Annotated in this window: 16 protein-coding genes; 8 read left to right on the forward strand and 8 right to left on the reverse strand. The window is 58.0% G+C overall.

Annotated features, from left to right (window positions below; translation table 11 throughout):
* Positions 1-14: 14 nt before the first annotated feature.
* On the forward strand, positions 15-473 hold the full coding sequence (locus ACLBXN_RS02960; RefSeq protein ID WP_043006337.1) for a molybdenum cofactor biosynthesis protein MoaE: 459 nt from the start codon (positions 15-17) through the stop codon (positions 471-473).
* An 88-nt stretch (positions 474-561) separates the two neighbouring features.
* Here ACLBXN_RS02960 and ACLBXN_RS02965 read toward each other — a convergent pair whose 3' ends face one another.
* Positions 562-1,455 carry a DMT family transporter gene (locus tag ACLBXN_RS02965; protein ID WP_447611072.1) on the reverse strand — a complete coding sequence of 298 codons (894 nt, stop codon included), beginning with the start codon at positions 1,453-1,455 and terminating at the stop codon, positions 562-564.
* A 207-nt stretch (positions 1,456-1,662) separates the two neighbouring features.
* Between ACLBXN_RS02965 and ACLBXN_RS02970 the strand changes: the two genes are divergently transcribed.
* From ACLBXN_RS02970 to ACLBXN_RS02995, 6 genes are all read left to right on the forward strand, one after another.
* Complete coding sequence (locus tag ACLBXN_RS02970) at positions 1,663-2,499, forward strand: helix-turn-helix domain-containing protein (RefSeq protein WP_447611073.1); 837 nt, start codon at positions 1,663-1,665, stop codon at positions 2,497-2,499.
* A gap of 131 nt (positions 2,500-2,630) precedes the next feature.
* Positions 2,631-5,243 (forward strand): ATP-dependent chaperone ClpB, encoded by a 2,613-nt coding sequence (gene clpB / locus ACLBXN_RS02975; protein ID WP_447611074.1) that lies wholly within the window; start codon positions 2,631-2,633, stop codon positions 5,241-5,243.
* A 29-nt stretch (positions 5,244-5,272) separates the two neighbouring features.
* Positions 5,273-5,629, forward strand: coding sequence for a hypothetical protein (locus ACLBXN_RS02980; RefSeq protein ID WP_447611075.1), 357 nt, complete (start codon positions 5,273-5,275; stop codon positions 5,627-5,629).
* A 180-nt stretch (positions 5,630-5,809) separates the two neighbouring features.
* A complete protein-coding gene (locus tag ACLBXN_RS02985) occupies positions 5,810-7,249 on the forward strand; it encodes a coniferyl aldehyde dehydrogenase (RefSeq protein WP_447611076.1) in 1,440 nt (479 codons plus the stop codon).
* Positions 7,250-7,516: 267 nt separating this feature from the next.
* A complete protein-coding gene (locus ACLBXN_RS02990; protein ID WP_034348967.1) occupies positions 7,517-8,041 on the forward strand; it encodes a GNAT family N-acetyltransferase in 525 nt (174 codons plus the stop codon).
* 34 nt (positions 8,042-8,075) lie between these two features.
* Positions 8,076-9,290 carry a methyltransferase gene (locus ACLBXN_RS02995; RefSeq protein WP_447611078.1) on the forward strand — a complete coding sequence of 405 codons (1,215 nt, stop codon included), beginning with the start codon at positions 8,076-8,078 and terminating at the stop codon, positions 9,288-9,290.
* Between the two features lie 31 nt (positions 9,291-9,321).
* Here the strand turns inward: ACLBXN_RS02995 and ACLBXN_RS03000 are convergent, their stop codons facing one another.
* A complete protein-coding gene (locus ACLBXN_RS03000; RefSeq protein WP_447611079.1) occupies positions 9,322-9,936 on the reverse strand; it encodes a hypothetical protein in 615 nt (204 codons plus the stop codon).
* Between the two features lie 172 nt (positions 9,937-10,108).
* Between ACLBXN_RS03000 and ACLBXN_RS03005 the strand changes: the two genes are divergently transcribed.
* Positions 10,109-11,152 carry a tRNA dihydrouridine synthase gene (locus ACLBXN_RS03005; protein ID WP_447611081.1) on the forward strand — a complete coding sequence of 348 codons (1,044 nt, stop codon included), beginning with the start codon at positions 10,109-10,111 and terminating at the stop codon, positions 11,150-11,152.
* Here the strand turns inward: ACLBXN_RS03005 and ACLBXN_RS03010 are convergent.
* From ACLBXN_RS03010 to ACLBXN_RS03035, 6 genes are read right to left on the reverse strand one after another with little or no spacing between them, the layout of a single operon-like run.
* The gene (locus ACLBXN_RS03010; RefSeq protein WP_447611082.1) at positions 11,106-12,809 is read right to left on the reverse strand and encodes a phospholipase D-like domain-containing protein; all 1,704 of its coding nucleotides are present in this window, start codon (positions 12,807-12,809) and stop codon (positions 11,106-11,108) included. The two genes, ACLBXN_RS03005 and ACLBXN_RS03010, sit on opposite strands and share 47 nt — an antisense overlap.
* Before the next feature lie 52 nt (positions 12,810-12,861).
* The gene (ribD, locus tag ACLBXN_RS03015) at positions 12,862-13,971 is read right to left on the reverse strand and encodes a bifunctional diaminohydroxyphosphoribosylaminopyrimidine deaminase/5-amino-6-(5-phosphoribosylamino)uracil reductase RibD (protein WP_447611084.1); all 1,110 of its coding nucleotides are present in this window, start codon (positions 13,969-13,971) and stop codon (positions 12,862-12,864) included.
* A 30-nt stretch (positions 13,972-14,001) separates the two neighbouring features.
* On the reverse strand, positions 14,002-14,445 hold the full coding sequence (locus tag ACLBXN_RS03020; protein ID WP_447611086.1) for a type IV pilin protein: 444 nt from the start codon (positions 14,443-14,445) through the stop codon (positions 14,002-14,004).
* Positions 14,446-14,456: 11 nt separating this feature from the next.
* The gene (locus tag ACLBXN_RS03025; protein WP_447611088.1) at positions 14,457-17,843 is read right to left on the reverse strand and encodes a pilus assembly protein; all 3,387 of its coding nucleotides are present in this window, start codon (positions 17,841-17,843) and stop codon (positions 14,457-14,459) included.
* 1 nt (position 17,844) lies between these two features.
* The gene (locus ACLBXN_RS03030; protein WP_447611089.1) at positions 17,845-18,588 is read right to left on the reverse strand and encodes a pilus assembly PilX family protein; all 744 of its coding nucleotides are present in this window, start codon (positions 18,586-18,588) and stop codon (positions 17,845-17,847) included.
* 2 nt (positions 18,589-18,590) lie between these two features.
* Positions 18,591-19,445, reverse strand: coding sequence for a PilW family protein (locus ACLBXN_RS03035; protein ID WP_447611091.1), 855 nt, complete (start codon positions 19,443-19,445; stop codon positions 18,591-18,593).
* Positions 19,446-19,455: the final 10 nt, after the last annotated feature.

Genomic DNA, 19,455 nt, shown 5'->3' on the forward strand with positions numbered 1-19,455 from the left:
GCGACAATGCAGGCATGACTGCCGCACGTGTATCCATTCAGACCCAGGACTTTGACCTCTCGGCCGAGATTGCCGCCTTGCGCGCCGGCGATGCACGCGTGGGCGCGGTCTGCAGCTTTGTCGGCACGGTGCGCGACCGCAACGAGGGTGATGCCGTCTCCAGTATGGAGCTCGAGCATTATCCAGGCATGACCGAGAAGTCGATCGAAGCCATCATCGACAAGGCCGTGGCGCGCTTCGGCATCTATGGCGCGCGCGTGATTCACCGCATCGGCCTGCTGCAGCCCATGGACCAGATCGTGCTGGTGGCCGTGACCAGCGCCCACCGCGGCAAATCCTTCGAGGCCTGCGAATACATCATGGACTATCTGAAGTCCGAAGCTCCGTTCTGGAAGAAAGAGCAGACCGGGCAGGGCGCTCGCTGGGTGGATGCGCGTGTCAGCGACGAGCAGGCATTGGCGAGATGGCAGTGATTCTATGAATTGATAGCTGCTTTCGCATTTATTCATTGAGTTTCAGTCGAAAAATCATCTGAAATGAAGTGCATAAGAGCGGTAGGCGCTATGCTTTTTGTAGACCGTTCGGCTGCAGCCAGCGTGGCGGCCTGAAGACCAGCACATTGCCGACCATCACCAGGGCCAGGCCCAGCAGTCCCACTGCAGTCCATTCATAGCCTTCCACCACGGCCGAGATATTGAGCGCCACTATGGGAAACAGCACCGTGGCATAAGCGGCTTTCTCGGGGCCCAGTCGGCCCACCAGTGTGAGGTAGGCGGTAAAGGCAATCACCGAGCCGGGAATGGCCAGATACAGCAGTGCGCCTGCATATTGCGGGCTGGTATCAAAGCGCCATGGCAGACCGGCGATCAGCGCATACGCCACCAGCAGCAGCGTGCCGGCCAGCATGCCCCAGGCATTGGTGTGCAGCGGCTTGTAGCCCAGGCCCTGCAGCGATGCAGAAAGCATGTTCCCGCAGGAAAAGCACAGCGTTCCACCCAGCGCCCACAACAGACCTTGCCAGCTGGCGTGCTGACCTTGTTGCAGCTCCGGCCAGAACAGAATCACCAGACCCGTCAGGCCCAGAGCGCTGCCTGCGAGCACATTGGGCGCAAGCCTGCGGCCGTAAATGACTCGCGCCAGAAATGCATTCCAGATGCTGGCACTGGAAAACACCACGGCAGCCAGGCCGCTGGTCAGGGTCTCGCTGGCGTGCATGAAGCAGACAAAGTTCAGGCTGAAAAGGCATAGTCCCTGGCCCAGCACGCGTGGAATGGCTGCGCCCCGGGGGACGCGCCACTGGCGGGTCAGCAGCAGCCAGGCAAAAAGCACCAGGGCGGCAAGACCAAAGCGGTAGGCGATGGACAGCTCTACGGGTACGCTGCCCAGCTGCATCTTGAGAGCGATCCAGGTGGAGCCCCAGATCAGCACGACCAGGGCATAAAGAGGTAAAAGCATGGCAAGTCTTGGTGCTTGGAAGAACCAGATCTTGCGCGCCTGGATTGGCTCTTCGTTGCACATTCCTGCGGTTTTGTGGCGCTGCAGCAAGCGCGGCCAGATGGCTGGCGCCACAATGCAGGCATGCCCGCCAGCGCTGTATCCGCCCCATCGCATCTGAGTCATGTACTGGCTCGGTCACGCGCCCGGATCAGCCGCAGAGCGGGTTTGAGTCAGTCGCTGGAATTGGCAATCTGGACCAATCACGATGATGAGGTGCACTACCGCCAGCAAGGCCATCACACGCTGTCTGTCTATCTGGCCGGAGGTCGGGGATCGCAACTCAAGGACGATGCACTGGCCCGGGGTGAAGCAGGGCGCTTTTGCGTTCTCCCGGCCGAGCATGAATCGCGCTGGCTGGTGCGCGAGCCTGTGCAGTTTCTGCACCTATATGTCTCTGATATTGCCTGGGCCGACCGTGTGGTGCGCCTGCTGGATGCCGAGCCGCGCAGCATTACGCTGACACCGCAGATTTATTCCCAGGATCCAATCTATGCGCAATGGTCGCAGTCGCTGTGGCGACTGGACTGGAGTGGGGCTCACGACATATGGCAGGCGGACTGCCTGAGCCAGCAAGTGCTGGATCGGCTGGTGCTGCAATCGGCGGCGCCCTGGCAGCGGCACAAGCTGCTGAAACCGTTGGGTGGCCTGTCATCCACGGCCCGGCGCAAGGTGCTTGACTATGTGGAGGCTCATCTGGCCGACAGCAAAGCCCTGAGCTTGCCTGCGCTGGCGCAGGTCGTGGCCTTGTCCGAATATCACTTTGCCCGTATGTTCCATCAAAGCATGGGTTGCACCGTGCATGACTGGGTCATGCAGAGGCGTCTGCAGCAGGTCTGTGCCCGCCTTCAGGGCAGCGCAGGCGGTGCAAGAGGACGCACGCCGCAGCTTGCATGGCTGGCCGCCGAAACGGGGTTTGCCAATGCCAGTCATTTGCTGCGCAGCTTTCGCAAGCACTATGGGCTTACTCCTACGCAACTGGCTCGGTGCTGGCGCGATGCTTGAACTTGATATACCGCAAGCAGGGCGGTTGCGGATCTGCTTTTTGCTGTTTTTTGCGCATTCGGGTCTTGAAACCCCCTGTTTGACTATCAGATAAATGGCAATGAATCTGATTGGAGCGAAAGCGACAAACCATGCGAATTGACAAACTGACGACCAAATTCCAAGAAGCCTTGGTCGACGCGCAGTCCCTGGCGCTCGGTGCTGATCAATCCACCATCGACCCTCTGCACCTGCTGGTGGCCATGCTGCGCCAGGACGACGGCCCGCGTGCACTGCTGCAGCGCGCCGGCGGCAATGTGCAACAACTCAAGAACCTGGCAGAACAGGCCATGGCTGATCTGCCGCGCGTGCAGCAGCAAGGCGACGTGCAGGTCGGCTCCGAGCTGGCCCGCCTGCTGCAGGCCTCGGAGAAAGAAGCTCTCAAGCGCGGTGACCAGTTCATCGCCAGCGAGCTGTTTCTGCTGGCGCTGGCCGATGCCGCAGGCTCGGCCACGCGTGCCGGTGCCTTGCTCAAGCAAAGCGGCGTGAGCAAGTCCAGCCTGGAAGCGGCCATCAATGCCGTGCGAGGAGGCCAGAACGTGGACAGTGCAGAAGCCGAAGGCCAGCGCGAAGCGCTCAAGAAATACACGCTGGACCTGACCGAGCGTGCCCGCAGCGGCAAGCTGGACCCGGTGATCGGCCGCGACGATGAAATCCGCCGTGCCATTCAGGTGCTGCAGCGCCGCAGCAAGAACAACCCCGTGCTCATCGGCGAGCCCGGCGTGGGCAAGACTGCCATTGTCGAAGGCCTGGCCCAGCGCATCGTGGCCGGCGAGGTGCCCGAGAGCCTGCAGAACAAGCGCGTGCTGTCGCTGGACATGGCCGGTCTGCTGGCTGGTGCCAAGTACCGCGGCGACTTCGAGGAGCGCCTCAAATCCGTGCTCAAGGAAATCGCACAGGACGAAGGCCGCATCATTCTTTTCATCGACGAAATCCACACCATGGTGGGTGCCGGCAAGGCCGATGGCGCCATGGACGCCGGCAATATGCTCAAGCCCGCACTGGCGCGCGGCGAGCTGCATTGCGTGGGTGCGACCACGCTCGATGAATACCGCAAATACATCGAAAAGGATGCAGCGCTGGAGCGCCGCTTCCAGAAGGTCATTGTGGATGAGCCTTCGGTGGAGGACACGATTGCCATTTTGCGCGGCTTGCAGGTGAAGTACGAGGCGCATCACAACGTCGATATCACCGACCCCGCCATCGTTGCCGCTGCGGAGCTGAGCCATCGCTACATCACCGACCGCTTTCTGCCTGACAAGGCTATCGACCTGATCGACGAGGCTGCGGCCAAGATCAAGATCGAAATGGACTCCAAGCCCGAGGTGATGGACAAGCTCGAGCGCCGCATGATTCAGCTCAAGATCGAGCGCGAAGCCATGAAGCGCGAAAAGGACGAGGCTTCGCAAAAGCGTCTGCAGCTGATCGAGGAAGAGCTGGAGAGCTTGGAGCGCGAGTACGCCGACCTCGAGGAAATCTGGAAGGCCGAGAAAGCCAGCGCACTGGGCTCGGAGCAGATCCGTAAGGAAGTGGATCAGCTGCGTATTCAGATCGAGGAGTTCAAGCGCAAGGGCGATTTCAACAAGGTGGCCGAGCTGCAGTACGGCAAGCTGCCCGCACTCGAAAAGCAGCTGCATGAGGCCCAGGCCAAGGAAGAAGGCCAGGATGGCGCGCCGGCCAACAAGCTGCTGCGCACCCAGGTCGGAGCCGAAGAGATTGCCGAGGTGGTGAGCCGCGCCACGGGCATCCCCGTGGCCAAGATGATGCAGGGCGAAAAAGACAAGCTGCTGCACATGGAAGACAAGCTGCACGAGCGTGTGGTGGGCCAGGAGGAGGCGATCTCGGCTGTGGCCAATGCCATCCGGCGCTCGCGTTCGGGCCTGTCAGATCCCAACCGCCCCACCGGCTCCTTCCTGTTCCTGGGCCCCACGGGCGTGGGCAAGACCGAGCTGTGCAAGGCGTTGGCAGGATTCCTGTTCGACAGCGAGGACCATCTGGTGCGCATTGACATGAGTGAGTTCATGGAAAAGCACTCTGTGGCACGCTTGATCGGTGCGCCTCCCGGCTATGTGGGTTATGAAGAGGGCGGCTACCTGACGGAAGCCGTGCGCCGCAAGCCCTATAGCGTGCTGCTGCTGGACGAGGTGGAAAAAGCCCACCCCGATGTCTTCAACGTGTTGCTGCAGGTTCTGGACGATGGTCGATTGACCGACGGCCAGGGGCGCACGGTGGACTTCAAGAACACCGTGATCGTGATGACCAGCAATATCGGCTCGCATCTGATACAGGCCATGGTTGGCGAGGATGCCGATGATGTGAAGGAAGCGGTCTGGGGGGAACTTAAAAACCATTTCCGACCCGAATTCTTGAACCGTATCGATGAAACCGTGGTCTTCCATGCCCTGGATGCCAAGAACATCGAGGCGATTGCCAGGATTCAGCTGAAGTTGCTGGAAAGCCGTCTGCAGAAGATGGAGCTGAGCATGCAGGTGTCCGAGCAGGCCCTGGCCGAGCTGGCCAAGGTGGGCTTCGATCCCGTGTTTGGTGCCCGTCCGCTCAAGCGCGCCATCCAGCAGCGTATTGAAAACCCGCTGTCCAAGTTGTTACTCGAAGGAAAGTTCCCGCCCAAGAGTACGATAGCTGTGACAGTCGACCCGGTGAATGATCCCGGGGTGTTCCGGTTCGAGTCCGCAGGCATTGCCTGAGGTCCCGAACCCTAGAAAGAGGTATTGCTTTGAACGATTTCGCCGCCACTGCAACCCGTTGGGCCATCCGCATCATGCTGATGCTGGTGGGCCTGGTGTTCTTCCTGTGCCTGATGGCCGTGGCCTGTCTCATCGCCCTGGCCTGGGGCGTGCGCGCCCTGTGGGCCAGACTCACGGGCCAGCCCGTGGTGCCAATGAGCATGGGTGCCATGAGTCCTTTTGCCGGTTGGCAGACGGTGTACCGCTCGGGAGCCGAGTGGATGGCGCAATCGTCGGGCAATGCCGATGCCAAGAAGGATGGGCGTGAAACCCGCGGGCGCCGCGGCGTTCTGCCCGGTACCGGCGATGTGACCGATGTGCAGCCGCGCGAGGTGCACGAGTCGTGATGACAAGCCCTTGCGCAGGCTTCATACTTTGGAGCCAGTGAGGCAGCAAAGGGCCGCAGGCTGGTTTCGCGGTCAACACACAAGAGCCTGTGCAGTGTTGCATCAGGCTCTTTTTTTACGCTGTGTTTACGCAGTCTCGCGGTATGGTCGGGATTGTGATCTTGGGATTTTCAGACAGGCATGAACTACATGGACTTGCACCGCATTTTTGACTTGCAGTACCAAGCCAGCCGCACGCAGGTCGATGTACCTTTGCTGGTGCGCCGGGAGAGGCTGCTGCGTCTGCAGAAGCTGCTGGACCAGAACGGTCCTGCCTTGTGCGCGGCGGTGGAGCAGGACTTTGGCGTGCGCTCCGAGCGCTGGACCGAGATGCTGGATCTGATGCTGGTGCGCAATATGCTCAGGCACACGCTCAAGCACCTGCCCAGATGGAGCAAGCGCCAGCGCGTGCGCACACCGCTGATGCTGCAGCCCGGCAAGGCCTGGGTGGAGCGCCAGCCTCTGGGCGTGGTTGGCATCATCTCGCCCTGGAATTATCCGCTGCAGCTATCGTTGGCGCCGGCCATCACGGCGCTGGCGGCGGGCAATCGGGTGATGCTAAAGCCCAGCGAGCTGACACCGCATACCTCGGCCAAGATGGCCGAGCTGGTCGCCCAGTTCTTCGCACCCGAAGAGTTCTGCGTGATCGAGGGCGATGTGGCCGTGGCCACGCAGTTCTCGGGTCTGCAGTTCGACCATCTGCTGTTCACCGGCTCCACGGCCGTGGGGCGGCGTGTGGCGCAGGCAGCGGCCGTGCACCTGACGCCCACCACGCTGGAGCTCGGGGGCAAATCGCCCTGCATCATTGCGCAGGACTGCGATATGCAGGCCGCTGCGCTCAAGGTGGCCTACGGCAAGCTGGTCAATGCAGGGCAGACCTGCATCGCTCCCGACTATGTGCTGCTGCCGCGCGGCAAGGAGCAGGAGTTTGCCGAGGCCTACCAGGCGGCGGTGCAGCAGCTGTACCCGCGCATCTCGGGCAACCCGGACTACACGGCCATCATCAGCAAGCGCCATCTGGCCCGGCTCAAGCAGATGCTGCGTCAGGCGCAAAGCCTGGGAGCGCAGGTGCACTGGATGCATGAGGCCGCAGCCCCCGCGGTCGATGGCGACACCACGGCCTGGGGCGAGGCGGTGGAGCGTCAGTTCGCTCCGGCGCTGGTGTTTGGCGCCACGGGTGAGATGCAGCTGATGCAGGAGGAAATCTTCGGCCCCATCCTGCCCGTGATCTCCTACGAGCATATCGAGGACGTGATCAATGCCATCAACGCCAGCCCGCGCCCGCTGGCGCTGTACTGGTTCGGCAATGGCGAGGCCGAGCGCGATGCTGTGCTGACGCGCACCGTCAGCGGAGGCGTCTGCGTGAACGACACCTTGCTGCATGTGGCGCATGAGAACCTGCCGTTCGGCGGTGTCGGCGACAGCGGCTGGGGTGCGTATCACGCAGAACAGGGATTTTTGCGCTTTGTGCACCAGAAGGCGGTTTTCGTGCAGTCGCGCTGGGCGGCGACGTCCCTGCTGTACCCGCCATTCGGGGAGAAATTCGACCGGGTGATGGAATTCATGCGGCGCTGGCTCTGAATTTCCTTGACTGCGATTCAGGGACTGAGCGCTTGCATGCTGTGGTGAGCGCTTGCCATATTGTCATCAAATGTGACGCAAACCATTGATGGTTGCGGGCTTGCTGCTCTGCTTAGTGGAGCGCATAGCACATAGATTGCGCCATAGCAAGAAATAGCGAACAGCCGCAGTTGAGCAAATGGCTAACCACTGCACCGCGTGCCAAAACTCTGAATCTGTAGACAATTACGCCCTTCTATTCTTACATGTTTCCGCCCCGGTTTTTCCATGTCTAGTATCCAGGTCCGTCCCGCTACTCTTCGCGATGCAAAAGCGATTGCCCAGATCCATACTGCTTCCGCACTGGAGGCTTATCGAGGTCTGGTTCCCGATGATCAACTGAAGGCCATGTCCTCGGTTGAAAAGCGCCAGGCTTACTGGCGCGAAGCTATTGAATACTGCGAGCCGCAGGTCCAGGTCGCCATCGACGGCGACAAGATCGTCGGCTTTGTCGGCTTTGACCGCTCCCGTGATGAAAAATCCCGCCAGACCACCGGCGAGATTTGGGCCATCTATGCTGCCCCTTCCCACTGGAACCAAGGCGTTGGCGTTGCCCTGTGGGACGCTGCCCGTGACGGTTTGCTGGAAGAAGGCTGCACCAATGTGACTGCCTGGATTCCGCTGCGCAACGAGCGTGCCCTGCGTTTCCATGAAATGGCTGGCTTCAAGCGTGAAATGTCCACGGCCAAGACGGCTGTGATCGGCAGCATCAAGATCGAAGAAGTGCGCGTCAAGCGCCCTCTGAACGGCTGATCACAGCGGTTCAACCCTCACTGAAAGACAGGTCGTGACGTCTCTCCACAGCAAGCTCGCGGCCTCAGTCTGCGCTCCCGCATCTGCTTTCGATCTGCTGCAATGGCAGGAGCAAGCCCAGGCCCATACGGCCTTGTGGCGCAGCGAAAGCAGCCTGCCCAAGCCTCGCCGCATCGAAGTTGCCGATGACACCATGCCCGCTGATACGGCGTTTCGCCATATCAGCGAAGGTGCGTCACTGCTGTGGCGCGGTGATTTTCAGAATGCGCGTCAGCTGTTGCTGGCGCTGGGCCGCCGGCTGGACAAGAAGTCGCGCCGCAAGAGCCCGGCAAAGGGCCCTGCTGCGGCAGGCTTTCCCCACGCGTTTCATCTGTACCGCCAGTCCCAGGCCCAGCGTGCACGCATGCTGGGCAGCATTCTGATCGAGCTGGATGTGCAATGGCATTGCGCCTTGCGCCGGGCTCCGGACTGGCGCCTGGCCTGCTTCGAGGCCTGGGGCGCCGTTGCGGCCGAAGCCCCTGCGCAGTCCGTGCTGGTGCCGCTGCGCGATCTGCTGGGTGTGGTCGGCGCCCATGAATGGCGCAAGAAGGGGGTGGAGATTCCCGCCCTGGATGGCGCTCGCATTCATGCGCACTACGGTGTTTTCTCGCCCGTGCGCGGCGAGTATCTCGATCTGGTGGCGCGTGCGAGCATTCCCGCTTCTGGTCTGCAACAGGCCTGGGATATCGGTGTCGGTACGGGCGTGCTCTCGGCATTGCTGCTCAAGCTCGGCGTGAAGTCGGTGGTCGCCACCGATACCAGCGAGCGTGCGCTGGCCTGTGCCACCGAGAATCTGCAGCGTCTGGGTCATGCTTCCCGGGTGGAGCTGCAGCGTGCCGATCTGTTTGCGCAAGGACAGGCAGGCCTGATTGTCTGCAACCCGCCCTGGCTGCCGGGCAAGGCGGCATCGGTGCTCGATCAGGCCATTTATGACGAAGATAGCCGCATGCTGCGCGGCTTTCTGCAAGGGCTGGCTGCACACCTGCTGCCGGGTGGCGAAGGTTGGCTCATCCTGTCGGACCTGGCCGAGCATCTGAAGTTGCGTACGCGTGACGAGTTGTTGGGCTGGATTGAAGCGGCCGGCCTCAAGGTACTGGGCCGCGATGACGTTCGCCCGCATCATGGCAAGGTGCAGGACCGCGAGGACCCCTTGCACACTGCGCGCGCGGCCGAAGTGACCTCGCTCTGGCGTCTGGCTGTTGCCGCTTGACCGCGGGCTTCGTCCGTCGGCCGTCAGAAAGCTAGGCCGTCGCGCCTTGCAGTTCCTGGCTCGACGGATCGGCGGCCTCGCCATGCGCCAGCAGGGCGGCCAGCCTTTCGCGCAGCGACTGGGCGCGCTCTTCGCCCGCATATTCCTCTACCGCTGTCAGCAGGCTGAGGCCGGCACTGCGCAGACTGTTCAGGTCTCTGGCTTCGCGCAGCTGGGTGCGCAATGTCTGGGCCAGTGCCTCATGGCGGTTGGCAAACAGGCGCTCGCACATATCGAATAAATACATGCGCGTGCCCGCCATATTGATGGCCGGCACCGTGCTGGAGGCTTGCTCGGCTGGCGCCAGGGCTGGTGAGGCAGGGCTTGCGCCGAGGGTGGCGAGAGCCGCCGCAGGGTGGAGGGCCATGCCGCGCTCCCTGGAGGCGCTGGATGAAGCCACCAGCTGAAGATATCCCTGCTCCACCAATTGCTGGGCCAGTGCGGCATGATCGCTGCCCAGCATGGTGGCAAGTTCTTCCATGCTCTTGCCGCCGGCCAGCAACAGCAGGGAGCGCGCGCGCTGCGGCAGCTGGCGCGATCCGGGCTGAAGTTCCTCCTGGGCCTTGGCGGTTTTCTGCAAAATCATGGCTGGTTCTGTCTGGCGCATTACAAGTGCGGATGCGCTATTGCATGAGCTGACGATGACACTGGTGTGAATCTGCGCCAATTCGCAGTGGATCGGCCAGTCATTACTGCCCAAGCTTGCCAATTGCTTCTGAATTAATAGCTGTTGGCGTTTTCTGAATAAGCGCTATAGGTCAATCTGATTTGAATCTGAAATGAGACTGCTGCTCGCGCCCATGGAAGGGCTGCTGGATTTTGTGCTGCGCGATGTGCTGACCCGGGTGGGCGGCGCGGATCGCTGCGTGTCCGAGTTCATTCGCATCAGCGGCTCGCTGCTGCCGGACAAGGTCTATCTGCGCACCATGCCAGAGCTGCGTAACGGCGGCCGGACGCTGGCCGGAGTGCCGGTGCGGGCGCAGTTGCTGGGTTCCGATCCCGTCAGCATGGCCGAAAACGCGGCCAATCTGGCACGTCTGGGGCCCGAGGGCATCGATCTGAATTTCGGCTGCCCGGCCAAGGTCGTCAACCGCCATGGCGGTGGTGCATCGCTACTGCAGGACCCCATGCAGATTGCCCGTGTGGTCGAAGCTGTGCGCAAGGCGGTTCCGGCGCAGCTGCCGGTATCGGCCAAGATGAGGCTGGGTTTCAACGACCGGGCGCTGATGACCGAGTGCGCCCAGGCCATGGAAAGCGGCGGAGCCTGCGAAATCGTGGTCCATGCACGTACCAAGCTGGATGGTTATCGCCCCCCGGCCTACTGGGAGGAGATTCCGCGCATCCGCGAGGCGGTGGGCGTGAATGTGGTGGCCAATGGCGAGATCTGGACCGTGGAGGAGGCCTTGCGCTGCCGCGAAGTCTCGGGTTGCGACGACCTGATGCTGGGACGCGGCATCGTGGCCGACCCGGGTCTGGCACTGGCGGTGCGCCGCGCCGTGGAGCAGGGTAGTGGCACGGTGGCGGCGGGCATTGATTGGCTTGAGCTGGTGCCCCAGGTGCAGCGTTTCTGGCATATGGTCTGCGAGGATCTGGAGCCGCGCCAGCGTGCGGGCCGCCTCAAGCAGTGGCTCAATCTCATGCGCAGACGCTTTCCCGAAGCTGAGCTGGCCTATCAGGAAGTGCGCACCCAGACCGATCAACGCGCCATCAGCGATTGGGTGCAGGCGCTGCCGCTGCGCGATCTGCAGCAGGAATGGGCCTGGCCGCAGTCCGTGTCTAAAGCAGACTGTCCGGAGCCAGAGGCCCGAGCAGCTGCAGCATGAGGCGCAGTCCGAGGCTGGCATCGGGCTCCGAGTAGGAGTCCGCTAGCCCGCTTTCCTGGGGGGCACGCCAGACCAGCTTTCCCTTGGGGTCCAGATCCAGGCGCCAGCTGTTTTCGGGCAGGCTTTCGTCGATGCTGTCGCCGGCCAGCTGGCTGAAGCGGCGGCTGGCGATCAACACGGCGATCTCGGTATTCTGCAGCTGTGAGCGCATGTCCAGATTCATGGAGCCCACGGCGACCAGACGCCCGTCTATGACCAGCAGCTTGGTGTGCAGCATGGCTCGCGAAGCCCCGGCGCTGCCCCCGCTGGAGCCTGTGGTGCCTGCGCGCAATGCCGAGCGTACATTGGCCGCTTCGCTTCGCATTTCATAGAGCTCGATGCCCATCTCCAGCAGGGCCTTGCGATGGCGCGCATAGCCGGCATGGGCCAGCGGCGCATCGTTGGAAGCCAGGGAGTTGGTCAGCACCCGGATGCGGACACCTTTGCTGCGCGCTGCGCGAAAGGCATCCATGATCTCCTGCCCCGGCACGAAATAGGGCGAAACCACCAGCAAGTCCTGTCTGGCGGAGCGGATCAGGGCCAGCAGACCGTCGACCACCGACTCGGCATTCAGCGCCGGGGTGACGGAGGGGGGCGGACTGGAGGTTTCGCCAGCCTTGAGCACGGCTGCCCCGACGGACTCGCTGGCGGCAGAGCGTTCCGCTCCTTCGACGGGGATCTTGGTGGGGCTATCTGCCAGCACCATGGCCTGGGCCCAGATCCACGGGACCTGGCTCAGATTCAGGGAGCTGTCTTCGGGTGCGTTGGCGCCTTCGGCCGGTTCGGCTTTGCTGCTGGCGTCTTCCTGGTCGAACTGCGTCTTGAGCTTGAGCAGGTCTGGCTCGCTGATCAGCGACTGCACGGGGTAGGCGCGCACATTGTTCCAGTAGCGGTCAAAACTGAGCGACAGGTCTTTGACGACGGGGCCGGCGGCCAGAACATCGAGATCGACAAAATTGCCGACATTGGAGGCGTCAAAGTAGGCGTCGCCCAGATTGCGTCCGCCAATCACGGCCAGGGTGTTGTCGGCCACGAACAGCTTGTTGTGCATGCGCTGCTGCGCACGCTGAAAGTCGGTCAGCAGCGTCCAGGCCCGGCCGATGGTGGAGGCGCGCGAGCCGGCCAGCGGATTGAACATGCGCATCTCCACATTGGGCACAAAAGCCAGGCGCATGACCTGCGCGTCCGGCCCGGTGCTGTGGAAGTCGTCCAGCAGCACGCGTACGCGCACGCCGCGCCTGGCAGCCTGCACGACGGCGCGCAGCAGTCGCCCGGTGCTTTGGTCTGCATGGATGGCGTAGTACTGCAGATCCAGCGTCTTCTGTGCGTTTTCCACCAGCGCCATGCGGCTGCTGAGCGCATGCTTGGGGCCGGAGATCAAGGCAAAAGCCGAGGCATCTGGCTTTGCCTTGGTCGGGCGAGCCTGAGAGACGAACAGGCCCAGCTCGGTGCTTTGGGGCTGGCTCAGTGCCGTGCTGACGGGGCGCTCCACATCCTTGGGTAGCGACGCCGCGCAACCCGTGAGCAACATCGCGGCAATAGTGCCGGCAAGCAGCGCCAGATGCGTTTGCGGCCCTGATGGTTGCAGTCGTGACGATGTGGAGATAGAAGCCGTCATTGCTGCTTTGTAACCCATGATGACCGAGTTCACATGTCGGACACAGACGGCGCTAGAGCTGCTCTCGGCCCTGGACTCTGGCAACAATGCGCAGGTCTGGTCCCAGGCGGGCGATATCATGGAACACCAGTGGCAGGCCTTGGTCCAGGCTGTCGAGCGGGCCGAAGTTGGCAATACCCATGGCTCTTGTGCCCAGCAGTTTGGGGGCTTGATAGAAGAGAAGCTCATCGACCAGGCCTTCGCGAATCAGGGAGCCGTTGAGTTTGAAGCCCGCTTCCACATGCAGCTCATTCGTGCCGCGCTGGGCCAGATCGCGCAGCATGGCCGCCAGATCCACCTTGCCTGCTGCGTTCGGCATACCAATAACCGTAGCGCCTAGCGCTTGCAATTGCTCGATCTTGGATTGATTTGTGCTGCAAGTGTAGATAAGGCAACCGTTAGGTGCTTTCAAAACATGAGCGTCCAGCGGGATGTCCAGCTTGCTGTCCACCACGGCAATGCGTGGCTGACGTGGCGTGTCTACATCCCGCACATTCAGGCGCGGATTGTCTTCGAGCACCGTGCCTATGCCGGTCAGAATCGTGCAGGCACGGGCACGCCAGGCATGCCCGTCGGCGCGAGCGGCCGCCGAGGTGATCCACTGGCTTTGACCGTTGTGCAGGGCCGTGACGCCGTCCAGCGAGCTGGCTGCCTTCATGCGTACCCAGGGCGTGCCGCGAATCATGCGGCTGAAGAAGCCGATATTGAGCTCGCGTGATTCGGCTCCGCCGGGGCCGATCTCCACCTCAACACCCGCAGCGCGCAGTCGCTCGAAACCCTGGCCGGCCACTTGCGGATTGGGGTCCGTCAGCGCACCCACCACCTTGCCGATGCCGGCTGCGATCAAGGCGTCGCAACAGGGGCCGGTGCGGCCATGGTGCGAGCAGGGCTCCAGCGTCACATAAGCCGTGGCGCCGCGCACATCGTTGCCTTTGGAAGCCGCATCGCGCAATGCCATCACCTCGGCGTGCGGGCCGCCGGCCTGCTGGGTAAAGCCCTGGCCGATGATGCGGTCCGAGGCATCGACGATCACGCAGCCGACGCGCGGATTGGGTGAGGAAAGAAAAAGCGCCTGAGCAGCCTGCTCAAGCGCCTTGTTCATGAAATGGGCAGAGGGTGTCATGCCCAGGATGGTAATGCAGAGGTGCCGGGCTTACTTGCCCCAGCAGTCGGTGTTGTAGCCCGTGTCTCCCTGCACCTTGCTGTTGGCGCCTGTAACACCTGCCTGGTTCAAGGTAAGAGTCTTGCATTTGTCAACGGCTTGACCTCCTTGAGGGGCTGCTTGGATGACATAGGCCGATGTGCTGGAGCTTGCGAAGCTGAAGGTATACCTGCTTGTACCGTACTGGGCCAGCATCTTGTCCATGGCTGTCTTCTGTGTGCTGTCACCGGTGATCGGGTAGACGCCGTTGGCAGTTGCTGCGCGCTCCATCCATAAAGCCGCTTGCTGCAAGCCGGCTTTGGCTTCATTTCTAAATCCCCGCCGCGTGTACTCTGCGTAGCTGGGGTAAGCAATCGCAGCCAGAATTCCTATGACGGCAACCGTAATCATTAATTCGATGAGAGTGAAGCCCTTTTGTTTTTCCATGCGGTTCATTGAGCGATTCCTTATTGAAGCTGTCGCCAGTTCAGAGAGGTCACTGGATTGCTGAGCTTTCCTGTATTGGAGGTTTGCTGAGTGCCAATATTAATCTTCCCTGCCCGGGTGCCAAAAGATATTTCTCTTGGAGAAGACGTGGTTCTATTCGTTCCGCTATCAGCGGTATTATAAAGGCCATCTCCATTCGTATCCAGAAGTTGCTGAGTCGGCTTAAGCCCGAATTCGATACCTAAAAGGCTGCGCCATGCTTTGGCTGGAGTGGAGGTTGGCTCGCATGTTTCACCTTCTACATTTCCGCCGGAGGCTGGTACATCTGAAAGAATATCTATGATGTTGCTTGCTGCTGAATAAAATTTTGGATTCCTAAGAACTCGCTCGCCAGTTTCCGGGAAATTAAAATACCAACCCTTGCTGTTAAGATAATTGAGCTCGGATTGAGTTCCCATACCCCAAAAATTCTGACCTTGGCTATTTCCGGTGCCTGCTGTTGCGGTGTTTGAGAATGTTCGTGCAACCAGATTTGACTTTGCTACTACAGTCGGGGTTGCTGCATTTGTATCGATAATTACCTTTCCGGCCGTGCATGATGTTTGATCGGCCGCGCATAGCTTATACCGTGTATTGTCAACTACAGAATAGAAGCTTTGGATAGATGCGTCTGTTCTATCTCCTTCGGTCACATTTATTCCGGTGCCAAAGGCGACCATGAGTCCTGCCGTGCTTTCACTGACTCTAACCAGTGGTGCTGTAGTGATAGGTTGTAAGGTTGTCGCGTTATTGGCTGTATAGCTCGCTGTAAAAAGTGGCTGACCTGAAAATGCAATCCCCCAATTCTGCGGATTTGAACTAGAAAGATCAAATTTCCACAAATTTCCCCTAAGGTCTCCTGCGTAAATGATGTCAGGCGTACCGTCGCCATTTAAGTCAACCAGACGAGGAGCGGATAGGCCATTGCTGCTGGCATTGGTTCCTGATGATGCTGCGGTGATTTTTACCAGTTCCTTTTGTCCATCAAGATACTGGACAAGTAGAACAGGGCGTTCATTGGCGCTATTTATGCCATTGCCCATGACAACAGCCCATCGGTCATTGTTCATTTTGACAATTTGCGTCGAAATCTGAGGGCTGTACTCACTCACGACTGGAGTACTGAAAATATATCCAATATCTGCATCCGTTGTCGCAGTTTTATCCAGGACAACGATACTTCCCGCATTTGCCGTTGAGAAGTTACTGGCATATCCATTGTTGACGGTGGAGCCGGGCTGGGTTACATCGAGAACAAAATAGCCTTTTCCGCCGGCGCCAAGGCTTCCAACAAGCATGGTGCGCCATCGATCGGCAAAATCCGAGCTCGTGGAATTGACGACAATGTCACCGGTAAATGCGGAGCCATCTACATAATATTGGTGCGTATAAGAGCTGTTAGCGAGCTGCGGAAGTCTGGATATTATTCCTTCTGGGATATAGGAAATCTTCTCTTGACCATCTATTGCGGAAAATCCATGCAGCATTCCGTCATTTCCGCCGACATAAAGCATGGGTATCCGTGTTTTATAGCGCGCTGCAAATGCGGAGTATCCTGATTGATTGTAGCCTTGACTTGGAGAACCCGTATACCATATAGCCGAGTTGACGATGTCGCCTTGAATGGAGTTACGTGTCCTGAAATTGAAATTCTGAACAGTCCCGCCATTGTTGGTGATATCTCCACGTATGAAATCCGCTATGGCTGTTCCAAGGCTTGTTTTGTTTGCGGTTGTCGCATTGGTTCCCAGAGACGTGGTCAAGCTGGACTTCTGTGCATCCGATAGGTTTGCGTAGTTAAAGCTGATACCGCTGCTGCCATTGGTTGTCAATACCAATCTACTTGCTATCTGACCTGTACGGGCATCAAGCTTGTCTGCCGTGGTAGGTAGGCGGTTGTTTATATTGTTTCCCCAAGCTGAGTTTGCGGAAAGGACTCCCGTATCCGTTGCCGCAATCTGGGAATAAATAGCTCCTTTCCATCCACTTGCGTCGTAGGTTGCTGTATAGAGCTTGGCATCCTGCGTGCTAATGGAGCTCGATGAGCTTGCATAGCCCGTTAGGGGTTGGGACGTGTCTTCAATAATATTGCTAACAATGTCCTTGAACGCATTTTTTAGATCGTCACTGGTCGAGGCGGGAATGAACTTGCCGCGCCCATTGATGGCCATATGCCATAACTCTTTTTTTCTATTATTTTCGTTTGCGTTGTACCCGGAGGTTCTGTTGTAAACACCATCGCAAGAAAATGTCCCGGTGTCGGAAGGTGTGTTATCAGATTTGCAGAGCGGGCTTGGCCAAGATAAATCTCCTGTAATCAATTTGCTGTAATCGCCAGAGAAGGTGTCTCCTCCCCAGGTCGGGGTGCCTGTCCAGGTCGCTGCGCTATTAAATCCAATGGTATATGTTGTTAAGCTTTGCCATGTTGCTGGATTATTCTTTGGATTCCAGTATTCTTCAATTTCAATATTCTGATTTCTGGAGTTCTTGAATATTTCTGAGCCACTTTTTTTTATGATTGGTTTGACTTGATTTGGGATATCGTCTCTCAGGTCGGTTGCCCAATAATAAAATGAAAGATCGGCTAAGGTATTTATGCCATCTGTTGAGCAACTGGTTCTGTTGGAGCAGGTTTGACTGGTTGAACCCCACAAATCTGAGTATATTTTTGTTTGAGTGGAGCTTGCTACGTACGATTTTTGATCTGCAAATGTTGCATTTGTCCCGTCAATATTACCCGGGGATATTGTCTTGTAGCCCGTCAGGTTTCTGTCTCCATCAATATTTGTATTTGTGTTGCTGGTGGAGCTGTTCCAGCCACCATCCGTCATGAAAATATGGAAGGATTTCCGGCAAGAGAGTACATTGCCCAACCGGGTTCCGGGCACTTCTGCCCACGGGGAATCACTATTCAACGGTGTATTTTTTAAATAATCTCCGGCATTTCTTACCATCTGATGAGATGGAGTTCCATCCTTTGCAGTAAGCGTATCGACCCAAGTCAAGAAATTGGTGCGATGTGTTCCCTCCAGAACTTTCATGGAATTCCTGCTGCCACAAGATGTGCTGTTGCTAGGGATGCCATTGCATCGATTCATGGATTGCCATGCAATACGGAGTCTTTTATCTGGAATATTGCTTGCTGCAAATGTATCCTTTAATGCAGTTTTGAGTGCACTAATGCCAGAATCGCCCATACTTCCAGAGTCGTCAACCGAAATGATGACATTGGGTGCAGGTTCTATGCTTGCGCTGCCTGCTGGGTAGGTTGCAAAATTGAGTGGCGCTGCATTTGTGTAAATATGTGTGACAAGACCTGCGACTGCCAAAGAATAGGCGAGTTTCTTGATAATTATTTTTCTTTTCATATTATTCACCTTTAATCACAGGCATGGAGATGACTGTCTGGATTACAGCCATGGTAGGGGAATGGTCGCTAAAATCAGTGCTGCTGCTCGATCCCTTGATGCCAAAGGCCAGGGCTGTAATTCTGAAAATCATTTCTGCGTTTGTCGCTGGTGTTGCTGTGCCTTGCACTATTTTTCCGATATTCCCGCCGGGACTTAATCCAAGTGTCCCATATGGCATTGGCTCTATCCAATACCAAGCTCCCTTATTGGCGTCGGTCAATGCCAAAATTGGATTGGGAGGCGTAATCGTTTCCGAGCCGCTTTGGTTGGCTCCTGAAAATTGGCCATATCTCGCCCCTAGGCTAAGCATGGCTTGCAAGGTACTGGGGTCATTCCAGAAATCTTCTGCGATGGTTCGCCTCAAGCAAATGGCATTCTTGCATTGATTGGTTTGAGCTGCAAGGCTGTCACTCCAGGGTCCAAAAAAAACATCTTGGCTTCCAGGGAACTGCTGGGTGCTACCCGTTCTTAATGAGGTTTTGGTGCTGTCGTAAAGATGCCGATATATATCATCCTGAGCATCCTGAACCATTGCTTGTGCGGATTCCATGGCTCTTTGGTAATCAGCATCATTGCCAGCTACCAATTCATTGAAAATTGCTGAGCGAGAAGCCCAAAGAGCAACGAGCATGGATAATAGGATAAAAATTACAACAATATAGAGAGCGGCTCCATGTTGCAAATTTTTGTTTGATATCTTCATATTTAGCTGCTTGTTGGCCAGGCATGGCTACGAGAACGGAAAGTGTTTCTGAATACCATGCGTAAGCGATTTCCACGGGATACCGTTTCATTGCTGCAGTTGATATAGTTGGTGCCAACAGTGTCAATGTTGTCAGATCCCTCCAATTCAATACACACCTCTACCGACTGAACTTTTGACCAGGCCGTGTTGTCGGTGAATGCAGATGCGTTGGAGTAAGAAAATGTCGGATTGGTATAGCCTTGCTGGCTCACATAACGAACAATGAAATCCTTGACCTTTATATCGCTCGCCTGAGAGCCTCCAATAATGGGTTGTTTGGAGCTTGTTCCGGCGCAATAAAGAATATTGCTGTCCAGTTTGAATGCGCTTTGAAGAGCCTCTGGTGGAGAGTTGGATGGATTTTCTCCCAAGCAATTCCTCAGTAGCGAGCCTGTGCTTGCAGTTCCGTCTGCTGCAAGTGGATAAATTTTATCAATCGGAGCATTTTGATAGGTGACAGTCAATTTATATTCATTGCTTCCGGGGCTGTCCTTTCCTGAGATAGGCGGATAGCTTGCTATAGCTAGGTTATTGCGAAAATATGCGGATTCCAGATAGCTGGTGGATGGCTCCAAGGAGAGGCTGCCTGCTTGTCGAATCTGTTGTCCAATCACACGAAATGCATAAGCCGCTTGCTGCTGCATTGTTGTGCTGTCGCTGGTGGATATGCTTGCATTTTTTGAAGCCAGTAATGCGCCAATTGCAACTGCGACAGTTAGAAGTCCAATTGCAATACCTACCATCAACTCAACAAGAGTCACGCCTTGCTGTTGCAGGCGATTGGAGGTCCTAAAGAAATGAGGATCTTTCTGCATATCAATATTG

The sequence above is a fragment of the Comamonas sp. C24C genome, assembly GCF_053345995.1.